We start from the raw sequence: 13,238 nt of genomic DNA on the forward strand, positions 1-13,238 counted from the left end.
CTTCTAGCTCCTGACTCCTCCAAAGAAAACTCTCCCCTTACTCCCCCTTGCTATAATGAAAGATTACCTGAAAGTTGATGAGTGGCGGATCATCGAAGAAGGCTTCGACCCGCACCTCAACAAAGTATCGGAAAGCATTTTTTCCCTCGGCAACGGCCGTATGGGTCAGCGCGCCAACTTCGAGGAGCAGTATTCCGGGCCCTCCCTGCAGGGCAGCTACGTGGCCGGCGTGTACTACCCCGATAAAACCCGCGTGGGCTGGTGGAAAAACGGCTACCCCGATTACTTTGCCAAGGTGCTGAACGCCGCCAACTGGATTGGCATCGGGGTGGAAATCGACGGGACGGAAATAGACCTGGCCAAGCTGCCGGTGGAAGACTTCCGCCGCGAGTTGAACATGCGCGAGGGTTACCTGCTGCGCACCTGCACTGTGGTGCTGGAAGAAGGCCGCAAGCTGCGCATTGAGGCCAAGCGCTTCTGCAGCATTGTGGACGACGAGGTAGGCGCCATTCGCTACGCTATTACGCCGCTGGGCTTTTCGGGTAAAGCTACGCTCACGCCCTACATCGATTTCGACGTCAAAAACCAGGACGCCAACTACGACGAGAAGTTCTGGGAAGAGGTAAGCCGCAGCATCGAAGGCCAGGGTGCTTTCGTGACGGCCCGCACCCGCAAAACCGGCTTCGACGTGTGCGCCGGCATGACGTTCCAGCTCACCCAGGCTGGCCAGGCTGCTACGCCCCGCACCATTCCCATCGAGAGCGAGAAGTACACGGCCCACATCTTCACCGTCAGCATTCAGGAGGGTGAGGAAACCGTACTGACCAAGTTCGCGGCCAATATTTCCTCCGAAAACCACGACCGCGCCATCCTAGAAGACGTGTGCCGCCGCGCCGTGCAGCAGGCCCGCGCCAAGGGCTTCGACCAGCTGGCTGAGGAACAGGCCGCGGCCTGGGCTGCCAAGTGGGCCGAGAGTGACATCATCATCGAAGGCGACGCAGCCGCTCAGCAGGCTATCCGCTTCAACATCTTCCAACTCAACCAGACCTACACCGGCGAAGACCCGCGCCTGAACATCGGCCCCAAAGGCTTCACGGGCGAGAAATACGGCGGCAGCACCTACTGGGACACCGAGGCGTACTGCCTGCCCTTCTACCTGGCCACCGCCGACCCGCAGGTGGGCCGCAACCTGCTGCTTTACCGCTACAAGCAGCTGGGTAAAGCCATTGAAAACGCGCAGAAGCTGGGCTTTACCGACGGAGCCGCGCTCTACCCGATGGTGACCATGAACGGGGAGGAGTGCCACAACGAGTGGGAAATTACCTTCGAGGAGGTGCACCGCAACGGGGCCATTGCCCACGCCATCTACGACTATGTGCGCTACACCGGCGACGAAAGCTACCTGGCCGACTACGGCGTGGACGTGCTGGTGGCCATTTCGCGGTTCTGGGCGCAGCGGGTGAACTTCTCCGAGGAGAAAGGCCAGTACGTGATGCTGGGCGTGACCGGCCCCAACGAGTACGAAAACAACATCAACAACAACTGGTACACCAGCACCATTGCCCTCTGGACGCTGAACTATACGCTGGAGGTACTGGCCAAAATCAAAGCCGAAAATCCGGCCCGCTATGCCGTGCTGGACATGGAGCTGGGATTGGATGAAGCCCGCGAGTTTGGCACCTGGCGCGCTATTATCGGCAACATGTTCCTGCCCGAAGACCCCAAGCGCGGCATCAAGCTGCAGCAGGAAGGCTACATGGACAAGGAGCAGATTCTGGTGAAGGACCTGCCCGCCTCGGAGCGGCCCCTCAACCAGAAATGGAGCTGGGACCGGATTCTGCGCTCCTGCTTTATCAAGCAGGCCGACGTGCTTCAGGGCATGTTCCTGCTCGAAGACCAGTTCGACATCGACACCATCCGCCGCAACTTCGAGTTCTACGAGCCGCGCACGGTGCACGAGTCGTCGCTTTCGCCGTGCGTGCATGCCGTGCTGGCCGCCCGCCTGGGCCTGGAGGAAAAGGCCTACGAAATGTACCTGCGTACGGCCCGCCTCGACCTCGACGACTACAACAACGACACCGAGGACGGCTGCCATACCACCAGCATGGCTGGCACCTGGATGGCCGTGGTGCAGGGCTTTGGGGGCATGCGCGTGCGCGACGGGCAGCTTCACTTCCGGCCCATGCTGCCGGCCAAGTGGACGGGCTTCAGCTTCCGCATCCGCTTCCGGGGCGCCGTAGTGAAGGTGCACGCGGGCCGCGACGGCGTGCAGATTCAGTCCGACAAGCCACTGACGGTGTTCGTGAACGACGAAGCCGTGGAAGTAGGCCGGAACTCCGTGACGGAGCTGGTGAGTTAGGGTATCGGCGGCTGGCGGTTACCTGTTGGCCGTCAGCAGCTGAAAAAGGTACGCGTCGTCTTCACTTCCACCAGCTAACCGCTCAACGCCATGACTGATCTGACCGACCAAGTAGCTATTGTGACCGGGGCCAGCCGGGGAATCGGGCGGGCCATTACCTTGCTGCTGGCCATGCAGGGGGTGCGTGTGGTGGCCCTGGCCCGCCAGGCCGAGGAGCTGGACGACGTGGCCCAGTCGGGCCAGATCCTGCCGCTGGCCGCCGACGTAACCAGTGAGGCCGATGCCCGCCAGGCCGTGGATGCCGCGCTGCAGCACTTCGGTCGGCTCGATATGCTGGTGTGCAACGCGGGCATGGGCTCCTTCAATCTGCTCGAAAACATCGAAGCAGCCGACTGGGACCAGATGTTCGACGTGAACGTGAAAGGCACGTTTCTGCTCTGCAAGGCCGCCGTGCCCCACTTCAAGGCCCAGAAGCGCGGCCACATCGTGGGCATCACCTCCGATGTGGCCCGCCGTACCTTTGAGCACGGCACGGCCTACGGGTCCAGCAAATTTGCTCAGGATGCCCTGCTGGGCTCTTTGCGCAAGGAAGTACGGCCCTTTGGTGTCAAAGTCAGCACCATTTACCCGGGGCTGGTCGATACCTACTTCAACAACTCCCGCCCCGGCAGCGTGGAGGCCGAAGCCACCCACCTGCGTCCCGCCGACGTGGCTCAGGCCGTGCGCTACGTGCTGGAAGCCCCGCCCCACGTGGTAGTTGATGAGCTGATGCTGCACCCGCTCACGCAGGAATGGTAGGATTTAGCTGTTAGAAAGAATTTCATGCCGAGCGAAGTCGAGGCATCTTGCGTGCTGATGTTGTGGTGGTAATTGATTTTACCACCCTGGCGAGATTCCTCGGTCACTGGCTTGATGCGCCACATGCTCGGAATGACGTTCTTACTCGCAACTCCCACCTGACAACTGATTATCTTAGGCCACCTTATGAAGAAGTTTCTGCCGGCCGCCGGTATTCTACTGGCCTTGGCCTCTTTTCAATCTGTTTCTCCGGCCGATCCGGCCCGTACTGTGTCTACTGTTTCCGCCTCTGACCCCAACACCACCGACGAAGTACCGCAGGACAACAAGATCATCATCTACCAGATGATGACGCGCCTGTTTGGCAACAAGGTGGCCACCAACAAGCCCTACGGCACCATCAGCGAGAATGGCGTGGGCAAGTTCAACGACATCAACAGCACGGCGTTGCAGGCCATCAAGCAGCTGGGCGCCACCCACGTGTGGTACACCGGGGTGCTGGAGCACGCCACCATGACGGACTACACCAAGCAGGGTATTCCGCTGGATGATGCCGACGTGGTGAAAGGCCGCGCCGGCTCGCCCTACGCCATCAAGGACTACTACGACGTGAACCCCGACCTGGCGGTGAACGTGAAAAACCGGATGCTGGAGTTCGACGGGCTGGTGAAGCGTACCCACGCCAACGGCCTGAAGGTCATCATCGACTTCATCCCGAATCACGTGGCCCGCACCTATAAGTCGGATGCTAAGCCCCCGGGCGTGGTGGACCTGGGCGAGCGGGACGACAAAAGCAAGGCGTTTGCGGCCGGCAACAACTTCTACTACCTGCCGGGTCAGAACCTGACGGTGCCGAAAACCAACAACCCGCTGGGGGCCGGCAAGGGCCCGCAGGAAGACGGCAGGTTCTCGGAAACGCCTGCCAAGGCCACCGGCAACGACGTGTTTTCGGCCCAGCCCAGCATCGACGACTGGTTTGAAACGGTGAAGCTCAACTACGGCGTCGACTACCAGAACCACCGCCAGCTGCACTTCGAGCCCATTCCAGATACGTGGGTGAAAATGCGCGACATCCTGGTGTTCTGGGCCAAGAAGGATGTGGACGCCTTCCGCTGCGACATGGCCGAAATGGTGCCAGTGGAGTTCTGGGCCTACGTCATTCCGGAGGTGAAAAAGGTGAACCCCGACATCCTCTTCATTGCCGAGATTTACAACCCCAAAGCCTACAAAACCTACATCGAGCAGGGCCGCTTCGATTACCTCTACGACAAGGTAGGCCTCTACGACGGCCTGCGCCGCCTGATGCGGGGCGAAGGCAACACCGAGGACATCAGCAAGGTATGGCGCGAGGAAAGCCGGGGCTTTAGCTCCCATATGCTGCGCTTTCTCGAAAACCACGACGAACAGCGCATTGCCTCCAAGGACTTTGCCGGCGACCCGCGCGCGGCCATTCCGGCCATGACGGTGTCGGCCACGCTGGCCTCGGGGCCGGTGATGGTGTACTTCGGGCAGGAAGTGGGCGAGCCGGCCCACGGGACCGAGGGTTTCTCCGGCGAAGACGGCCGCACCACCATCTTCGACTATTGGGGCGTGCCCTTCCACCAGCGCTGGATGAACGGCGGCAAGTTCGACGGGGGCAAGCTCGACGGCGGCCAGCAGCAGCTTCGCGAGTTCTACAGCCGCCTGCTCAACCTGGCCGGCTCTTCCGACGCCATCCGGCGCGGCAAGTTCTACGAGCTGCAGGACGCCAACAACCTGGGCCGTGAGTACGACCAGCAGCAGGTGTACAGCTACCTGCGCTACACCGACAAGCAGAAGCTGCTCATCGTGGTAAACTTCTCCCGCGACAAAACCCTGCATCCCACCATCCGCATTCCGGTGGAGGCTATGAAGGCCATGAGCCTTGACCCCAACCGCGTATACGCCTATGCCGACCTGCTCAACGGCAGCCCGGCCGTGAACAGCCTCTCGCTCACGCTGCCCCCGCTCAGCGCCTTCGTCTTCGAAATTCAGCCGCGCAAGTAGCCGGCCATCAGCTTCCTCTGAACTTCCCCTTTCACTCCCACTCCCTCCGCGAATGGCAACTACCGTTGTGCCCGCCAGCACCCGCGAAAAACCCCGGCTGAGCTTCTGGCAAATCTGGAACATGAGCTTCGGCTTCCTCGGTATCCAGTTTGGCTTCGAGCTGCAAAACTCCAACGTCAGCCGGATTTTTGAAACGCTGGGCGCCAACAAGGACGATATTCCCATTCTGTGGATTGCCGCTCCGCTTACCGGTTTGCTGGTACAGCCTATTATCGGCTATTTCTCCGACCGCACCTGGCACCCATTCTGGGGGCGGCGGCGGCCGTATTTCTTCATCGGTGCTATTCTGGCTACGCTGGCACTATTCATCATGCCCAACTCGTCTGCGCTGTGGATGGCTGGCGGCATGCTCTGGATTCTGGATGCCAGCATTAATATATCCATGGAGCCATTCCGGGCTTTCGTGGGCGACAAATTATCCAGCGAACAGCGGACGAGCGGCTTTGCCATGCAGAGCTTCTTTATCGGGGTAGGTTCGGTTATTGCCGCCTTGCTGCCCTGGGTGTTCACCAACTGGTTTCACCTGAGCAATACGGCGGCTAATGGAGAGATTCCGCCTTCGGTGAAGTGGTCATTTTACGTGGGGGCGCTGGCCTTTCTGGCCGCGGTAATGTACACGGTGTTCACCACCAAGGAATTTCCCCCGGAAGACATGGAGGAATTCCGCAAGGAAAACGCCAAGGCTGGCATCTGGGACGGCATGAAGGAATCCTTCATGGGCATCTTCCGCATGCCGGTGGCCATGCGCCAGTTGGCGCTGGTGCAGTTCTTTACGTGGTTTGCGCTGTTCTCTATGTGGATTTATGCCACCAACGCCGTCACGAGCAACATCTACAATATGCGGGTTAGTACGCCGCTCTATCAGCGTATAACCTCCTACATCAGCACGACCGCGCAACAGGAGAAAGACGCGAAAAAGAGCAAAACGCTGGCTTCGCTGCAGAAAGACATTGATGAAATCAATCAGTTTCAGGCTGGAAACAGCGACAAAACCCTGACCCTGAACCTGGCCAACTACTACCTCGACAGCGCCAAGCCTACGGGCGCCGACGCAGCAGATCTGAACCGGGTAAAGCAGCAGTACAACGACGGCGCCGACTGGCTGAGCCTGGCTTCGTCGGTGCGCAACGGCGTGGCGGCCATCTTTGCCTTCATTATTCCGCTGATTGCCATGCGCACCAGCCGCCGCCGCACGCATATGCTGTGCCTGCTTACGGGTGGGGTAGGGCTGTTATCGTTGAAGTTTATTCAGAACCCCGACTTGATTATGGTTTCCATGGCCATGGTAGGCGTGGCCTGGGCCAGCATCTTATCCATGCCCTATGCTATTCTGGCCGGCTCCCTGCCCGCCAATAAAATGGGGTACTACATGGGCGTGTTTAACTTCTTCATTGTGATTCCCCAAATTGTGGCTGCTACCATTCTTGGGTACTGCACCATGCACTTCTTCCACGGCAACACCCTCAATACCCTAGCTCTGGGAGGCGGCTCCATGATCCTGGCCGGCTTGCTCACGCTGTGGGTGCAGGACGATGACAGTGGTACGCAGGCTGCGGTGCAGCCTGCGGATGCCCCTGGCTACGACACGCCCACGGTAGTCATTCCACGTACCTAAGAATACACTGCCAACCCAATAGAACGCCCCACCGGAATTGCTCCGGTGGGGCGTTCTGCATGCTGGAAACCAGGATTTACTCGGTTTCCTGCAGCCACCCCAGGGCCATGTGCTCCTCCGTGAAGATGCGAAACGCCACCGCCTCGCGCACGGCGGCGGGCGTGGTGAGCTCCAGCTCCGTGAGACGGCTCTGGATGGTAGGGGCGTTGTTGGGCGTGACGAGGTAGGCAATGCGCCTGCCCGCCTCGGCCACATCCTGGGCCAGCTGGGCCCGCACTTCGCGCACAATCCAGGCAAAATCGGGTGGGTCGGCCAGCTCCCGGCGGCGCAGGTCAATCAGCCAGCGGCCGGCCTGCTCCTGCCGGGCCAGCTCCAGCACCTGACCATAGGCTGCCCGCAGCTCCTGCGAAGTGGTTTGCCGCGTCCAGCGCAGAAACAGTATGCGCAGGTCGGGGCGGTAAGCCAGGTCCATGTACGCGGTGGAAAGGTTGCTCATGCAAGGAAGGGGCGTAAGGGCCAGGGCCGCGTTATCAAGGAGTGTGCCCGGCTGAGAGCTACGCCGGCCGGCAAGAAAGAAAGAGTTGAAATTCTGTATTCGGGATGAAGAGCCAAGCCCCGGCCCCGGTGTACTCTGCCACAAAGCCCGGCTGTATAACCAAGTTCAGTGCAAAATGGCAGCCCAATTCCAGAAAAACCAGGAGAATGCACGGGGCGGAGCCAACCTTGGCGCGCGCGGTGTGTCTGTTCTGCTTACATTCACCCCATCATTTTCTTTCCTCTCGTTGTTTCCTATGAAGTTAAAACAGTTAGGCCTGCTGGGGCTGAGCGTGGTGCTGGCGCTGCCAGCCGCGCAGGCGCAGCAGAAAACGGCTGCTAAAGCCACTACCACCAAAGCCACCGGCGGCACGCGCCTGGTTGAAAAAGTAACCGCCAAGCCCGGCGAGGTGGTGATTCCCTACGAGAAGTACGTGCTGCCCAACGGCCTCACGCTGGTGGTGCACGAAGACCACTCCGACCCCATTGTGCACGTCGACGTGACCTACCACGTGGGCTCGGCCCGCGAAACCATCGGTAAGTCGGGCTTTGCCCACTTCTTCGAGCACATGATGTTCCAGGGCTCCGACAACGTGGGCGACGAGCAGCACTTCAAGCTGGTGTCGGCCGCCGGGGGCACGCTTAATGGCTCCACCAACCGCGACCGGACCAACTATTTCGAGACGCTGCCCAACAACCAGCTGGAGACGGCCCTTTGGCTGGAAGCTGACCGCATGGGCTTCCTGCTGGACGCCGTAACGCAGCCCAAGTTTGAAAACCAGCGCTCCACCGTGAAAAACGAGCGGGGCCAGAACTATGACAACCGCCCTTACGGCCTGGCCGGCGAGATGGTGTCGAAGAACCTGTACCCCTACGGGCATCCCTATAGCTGGATGACCATCGGCTACCTCGAAGACCTGGACCGCTCCGACGTAAACGACCTCAAGAACTTCTTCCTGCGCTGGTACGGCCCCAACAACGCTACCCTGACGGTGGGCGGCGACGTGAAGCCCGCCGACGTGGTGAAGCTGGCCGAGAAGTACTTCGGCTCCATCAACCGGGGGCCGGCCGTGCAGAACATGAAGCTGCCCGCGCCCAAGCTCACCCAGGACCGCTACGTAAGCTACGAAGACAACGTGCGCTTCCCCATGCTGCGCATGGTGCTGCCTACCGTGCCTCGCTACCACCCCGATGAGCCGGCCCTCGACGCGCTGGCCGAAATCCTGGGCGGCGGCAACAACTCCCTGCTCTACAAAAACCTGGTAAAAAATCAGAAAGCCATTCAGGCCAACGCGGGTCACCCTACGGCCGAGCTGGCCGGCGAGTTCACCTTCACGGCCGTGGGCTTCCCCGGCAAAGGCCTCGACAGCCTGGAAATGGTGGTGCGCAAGTCGTTGGCCGAGTTTGAGAAACGCGGCGTAACCGACGAGGACCTGCAGCGCTTTAAAGCCACCCGCGAAGCCCAGACCATCGACGGGCTGGCCAGCGTGAGCGGCAAGGTGTCGGAGCTGGCTTCGGCCCAGACGTTTACCGGCTCGCCCAACCGCATCACCCAGGACCTGAAGGAGCTGCGCGCCCTCACCAAGGCCGATGTGCTGCGCGTGTACAACCAGTACATCAAAGGCAAGAAAGCCGTGATTCTGAGTGTGGTGCCCAAAGGTGGTAAAAACCTTGTGGCCCGCGCCGACAACTACACCGTGTCCAAAGAGGGCTTCACCATGCCCAAGGATGAGTACGCGGGCCTGACCTACAAGAAGGCTACCGACTCCTTCGACCGCAAGCAGCAGCCCAAATCCGGCACCAACCCCGTGGTGCAGGTGCCTGCCTTCTGGCAGCAGACGATGCCCAACGGCCTGAAGGTAATCGGTTCCCGCAACGCCGAAATTCCGAAGGTGACGATGCAGCTCACCATCCCCGGCGGCCACCGCCTGGCCCAGCAGACCCCCGGTAAAGCCGGCCTCGCCGCCCTCACCGCCGCTATGCTAAGCGAAGGCACGCAGAAATACACGCCCGAGCAGTTCAGCGCCGCGCTGGAAAAGCTGGGCAGCTCCATTGACGTGGTAGCCGGCGAAGACAACACGACCATATACGTGGAGTCGCTCACCAAAAACCTCGATGCTACGCTGGCTCTGCTGGAAGAAAGCCTGTTGCGCCCCCGCTTCGACGCCCAGGACTTTGCCCGGGTGAAAAAGCAGACCCTGGAAAACATTGCCAGCCAGAACGTGCAGCCCGTGGCCATTGCCAACAACACGTTTGCCCGGCTGATTTACCCTTCCGGCGACATTATGCGCGTGCCGGCCATCGGCTCTACCGCTTCTGTACAAACCCTCACGCTGGATGATGTCAAGCAGTTCTATCAGCAGAACTACGCGCCTAATATCTCCAACCTGGTGGTAGTAGGTGATGTGGCCGAGGCGCAGCTGCTGCCCAAGCTCAAGTTCCTGCAAGCCTGGCCCAAGAAGGACGTGGCCCTGCCCGCTCCCGCTACCGCCGCCATGCCCACGGAGAAAACCCGCGTTTACTTCGTGAACAAGGACGGCGCCGCGCAGTCAGAAATCCGCATTGGCTACCTGGGCATGCCCTTCGATGCCACCGGCGAATACTACCGCGCCGGCCTAGCCAACTACCTGCTTGGTGGCGCCTTCAACTCGCGCATCAACCTGAACCTGCGCGAAGACAAAGGCTACACCTACGGCGCCCGCTCGGGCTTCCGGGGCAGCAAGTACGCCGGACCGTTCACAGCCCAGGCTGGGGTGCGCGCCGATGCTACCGCTGCTTCGGTGAAGGAATTCATGAAGGAGCTGCAGAACTACCGCAACGGTATTTCCGATGAGGAACTGCAGTTCGTGCAGGCTTCCATTGGCCAGAGCGACGCCTTGCGCTACGAGACTGGCCGTCAGAAAGCCGCGTTCCTGGGCCGCATCGTGGAGTACGACCTCGATAAAGGCTACGTGCAGCAGCAGAGCGACATCCTGCGCAACCTGAAGAAGGAAGACGTGCAGGCCCTGGCCCAGAAGTACCTGCCCACCGACAACATGTACATTGTGGTGGTAGGCGACCGGGCCAAAGCCTTCCCCGGCCTCAGTGAGCTGGGCTATGAAGTAGTAGAGCTTGACCTGGAAGGCAACCCCGTAGCTTCGGCCGCGCCGGCCCCAGCTGCTGCTCCAACTGCCGCCCCCGCCGCTGCTGACCCTGCTACTACCGTTAAGAAAGCCAAAAGCAAAACCAAAGGCGAAGACGGCAAGAAAAAGCGCAAGGAAAAGAACGACGAGAACAGCCAGAAAGTAAAGGAGAAAGGCGAGTAACCGCGCTTGACTGACTACCTGCAAAAACCGCCCGGTTCCCTAGTGGAGCCGGGCGGTTTTTTTGTGGAGGGCAACCGGGAGAGGAAAAGCTATAGCCTGGCCGGGGCCGTTTGGGCATCTAATGCGGCATGTGGCTGATCTTGGCTTCGTCCAGGTCCAGCTGGGCCTCCTGGTGGCGGAGCATTTCCTCTTCAAACACATCCTCAGCCCGCAGCACAAACAGCTCCTCGCGCTGCACCTGCAGCACATCCAGCAGCACCTGGTGGTAGCGCTGCAGGGCCTGGCGCTTGTTGTCGTCGTAGTCGAGGGCTTCGAGCAGGTTGCCGGTGCGCTGGGCTTCGGCCTGCATGCGCTGCTGCAGGGCGGCTATCATTTCGTTGGCCTGAATATCGGAGGTGTAGTGCCGGGCCAGGTGGGCCAGGGCCACGTGGCGTAGCCGCAGCCGGATGCCGGCTTCCTGCTCGTCGGTGGGCATCCGGTCCTCGATTTCGGCCACGCCCGTAAGGCGGATGATGGCTGGCAGCGTGAGGCCCTGAAACACCAGCGTAATCAGAATCACCACGAAGGTGATGAACAGAATCAGGTTGCGCTGCGGAAATGCCTGCCCGTTGCTCAGGAGCAGGGGCACGGCCAGCGCCGAGGCCAGCGACACCACGCCCCGCATGCCGGCCCACCCAATAATGACGGGGCCTTGCCAGCCGGGGCTGGGCTCTTGGGTGCGGATGCTGCGAAAAAGCCAGCGCGGCACAAAAGCCGCTGGAAACATCCACAGCAGTCGAATCAGGATAACGATGGCGCTGATGATGAGGCCATAGCTGATGGCCTGCCCGAGCGAGTAGGAACCCAGCCCATGCACGGCCACCGGCAGCTCCAAGCCAATGAGAATGAATACCAGCCCGTTGAGGGCAAACCCTACGCTCGTCCACACGCTGTTGGCCTGCAGGCGGGTATCAGCATCGAACACGCGGTGGGAGTGGTAGGAGAGCATCAGCCCCCCGCTCACCACGGCCAGCACCCCCGAAAAGTGGAACGCCTCGGCCAGCAGATACATCACGTAGGGCGCCAGAAAGGTGAGCAGCGTGTTGATGCTGGGCGTGGTGGGCAGGTAACGGTGAATGAGGTAAAAGCCGTAGCCCACGGCCAGCCCGATGGCCAGGCCCAGGCCGCTGGCCAGCAGAAACGAGGTGGCTGCCTGCTGCCACACAAACGTGCCCGACACCACGGCCGCCAGCGCAAACCGGAACACAATCAGAGAGCTGGCATCGTTGATGAGGCTTTCGCCCTCCAGAATGCTGGTCACCCGGCGCGGCACCTTAATGCCCTTGAGCACGGAGGTGGCCGCCACCGCATCGGGCGGGGAGATGATGCCGCCCAGCAGAAACCCCAGCGCCAGCGTGAAGCCCGGAATCATGGCCCGGGTCACGTAGGCCACGATGGTGGAAGTGAAAAACACCAGCCCGAAGGCCAGCAGGGCAATTGGCCGCTTCCACCGCCAGAAGTCCCGCCAGGAGGTGTCCCAGGCGGCCTGGTAGAGCAAAGGCGGCAGAAAGATGAGGAAGATCAGGTCGGGGTTGATGGTGATGGAGGGCAGCCCCGGTACAAAGCTGAGTGCCAGCCCGGCCAGCACCAGAAAGATGGGGTAGGAGATGCGCAGCTTCTGGCTCAGCATCACGAGCAGCAGCATGGCAAACAGCAAACCCAGCACCAGCAGTATCGTTTCGTGCAGCGCGGTATCGTGCATTGGTAAGAAGTCGTTTCAGCGTCGGGCGGCCGGAGCCCGAAGCCGGAAGGTAGTAGCTCGGCGGTAGAAAGCCTACGGGGTATTGACATGTAGTAGAACGCTCAACGCCGGCACAGGCTACGTCTCGGGCGTGTAATTTGCCAGGCGGCGCAACGGAGCGGGCTTCCGCTTTCCGCGCTGATGCACGAGTACCTGGCAGGTTTCCGAGATTTTGCGCACCTCGTAAGCCCCGGTCACAAAGTTGATATCGTGGTACTCACCGCCGGGCGAACCGGCCACGTTTTCGCAGTCGCCGGAGCTGCGGCCGAGGGTAGTGGTTTCGCCAATCAGGTAAAAGCCTCGCTGCTGGTAGCGAAACTTGCTCGATACGCCCCAGCGCCAGCTGCTGCCGCCGTAGTGGTTTACAACAAGCACGCCCTTTCGGATAGTCAAGCCCGCGAAAGGGTCGCCGTACTGGCCGCCACAGTTTTTGCACAGCATTACCTGGTTGGCTTGCTCGGCCAGCATGTAGCCCCGCGCCGTCGCAAACAACACCAGCAGGATTCGTCCGGGCATGGTTTCCGAATCGTAGTAAGGCCGGTTTTCCGCTAAAGGTCGCAGCACCAGGGCCACATCGGGGCGGCCGTCCTGGTTCAGGTCGCCGGTGGCGCGGCCCTCGGGCAGCAAGGCGTAGCCGGCCGGAACGAAAGCCGCTGCGGTGCGGCCGGAAGCCGGAATGGTGGGGGCGAGCCGCTGGGCATAAGCCGGAAAAGCAGCCAGGCCAGCCAGCAGCGCAAACACGAAGGCTCTCATACCCTGCGA

The 13,238-nt window shown here is 60.9% G+C and carries 8 protein-coding genes; 5 read left to right on the forward strand and 3 right to left on the reverse strand.

Annotated features, from left to right (window positions below):
- The first annotated feature begins 55 nt into the window (after positions 1-55).
- The 4 genes from LRS06_RS10655 to LRS06_RS10670 all read left to right on the forward strand — a co-directional run bounded on the left by LRS06_RS10655 (position 56) and on the right by LRS06_RS10670 (position 6,857).
- Positions 56-2,359 (forward strand): glycoside hydrolase family 65 protein, encoded by a 2,304-nt coding sequence (locus LRS06_RS10655; RefSeq protein WP_257871468.1) that lies wholly within the window; start codon positions 56-58, stop codon positions 2,357-2,359.
- Between the two features lie 90 nt (positions 2,360-2,449).
- A complete protein-coding gene (locus LRS06_RS10660) occupies positions 2,450-3,157 on the forward strand; it encodes an SDR family oxidoreductase (RefSeq protein ID WP_257871469.1) in 708 nt (235 codons plus the stop codon).
- A gap of 186 nt (positions 3,158-3,343) precedes the next feature.
- A complete protein-coding gene (locus tag LRS06_RS10665; RefSeq protein ID WP_257871470.1) occupies positions 3,344-5,182 on the forward strand; it encodes an alpha-amylase family glycosyl hydrolase in 1,839 nt (612 codons plus the stop codon).
- Positions 5,183-5,234: 52 nt separating this feature from the next.
- Complete coding sequence (locus LRS06_RS10670) at positions 5,235-6,857, forward strand: MFS transporter (protein WP_257871471.1); 1,623 nt, start codon at positions 5,235-5,237, stop codon at positions 6,855-6,857.
- A 76-nt stretch (positions 6,858-6,933) separates the two neighbouring features.
- On the opposite strand, the gene LRS06_RS10675 is transcribed toward LRS06_RS10670, so the two are convergent.
- Complete coding sequence (locus tag LRS06_RS10675) at positions 6,934-7,353, reverse strand: hypothetical protein (RefSeq protein ID WP_257871472.1); 420 nt, start codon at positions 7,351-7,353, stop codon at positions 6,934-6,936.
- A 295-nt stretch (positions 7,354-7,648) separates the two neighbouring features.
- Here LRS06_RS10675 and LRS06_RS10680 point away from each other — a divergent pair, with 295 nt between their 5' ends.
- The gene (locus tag LRS06_RS10680) at positions 7,649-10,696 is read left to right on the forward strand and encodes a pitrilysin family protein (protein WP_257871473.1); all 3,048 of its coding nucleotides are present in this window, start codon (positions 7,649-7,651) and stop codon (positions 10,694-10,696) included.
- A 118-nt stretch (positions 10,697-10,814) separates the two neighbouring features.
- On the opposite strand, the gene LRS06_RS10685 is transcribed toward LRS06_RS10680, so the two are convergent.
- Together LRS06_RS10685 and LRS06_RS10690 are read right to left on the reverse strand one after the other, a co-directional pair.
- Entirely contained in the window at positions 10,815-12,437 is a 1,623-nt protein-coding gene (locus LRS06_RS10685; protein ID WP_257871474.1) for a Na+/H+ antiporter, read from the reverse strand.
- Between the two features lie 117 nt (positions 12,438-12,554).
- On the reverse strand, positions 12,555-13,229 hold the full coding sequence (locus LRS06_RS10690) for a hypothetical protein (protein WP_257871475.1): 675 nt from the start codon (positions 13,227-13,229) through the stop codon (positions 12,555-12,557).
- Positions 13,230-13,238 lie beyond the last annotated feature (9 nt).

Origin of the sequence: Hymenobacter sp. J193 (assembly GCF_024700075.1) — a bacterium.
In the GTDB taxonomy this organism is placed as follows: Bacteria; Bacteroidota; Bacteroidia; order Cytophagales; family Hymenobacteraceae; genus Hymenobacter.

What these genes read in the sequence shown, in the direction of transcription:
- LRS06_RS10655 (WP_257871468.1), top strand. Translation starts at nt 56, where the DNA reads ATGAAAGATTACCTGAAAGTTGATGAGTGGCGGATCATCGAAGAAGGC.
- LRS06_RS10660 (WP_257871469.1), top strand. Translation starts at nt 2,450, where the DNA reads ATGACTGATCTGACCGACCAAGTAGCTATTGTGACCGGGGCCAGCCGG.
- LRS06_RS10665 (WP_257871470.1), top strand. Translation starts at nt 3,344, where the DNA reads ATGAAGAAGTTTCTGCCGGCCGCCGGTATTCTACTGGCCTTGGCCTCT.
- LRS06_RS10670 (WP_257871471.1), top strand. Translation starts at nt 5,235, where the DNA reads ATGGCAACTACCGTTGTGCCCGCCAGCACCCGCGAAAAACCCCGGCTG.
- LRS06_RS10675 (WP_257871472.1), bottom strand. Translation starts at nt 7,353, where the DNA reads ATGAGCAACCTTTCCACCGCGTACATGGACCTGGCTTACCGCCCCGAC.
- LRS06_RS10680 (WP_257871473.1), top strand. Translation starts at nt 7,649, where the DNA reads ATGAAGTTAAAACAGTTAGGCCTGCTGGGGCTGAGCGTGGTGCTGGCG.
- LRS06_RS10685 (WP_257871474.1), bottom strand. Translation starts at nt 12,437, where the DNA reads ATGCACGATACCGCGCTGCACGAAACGATACTGCTGGTGCTGGGTTTG.
- LRS06_RS10690 (WP_257871475.1), bottom strand. Translation starts at nt 13,229, where the DNA reads ATGAGAGCCTTCGTGTTTGCGCTGCTGGCTGGCCTGGCTGCTTTTCCG.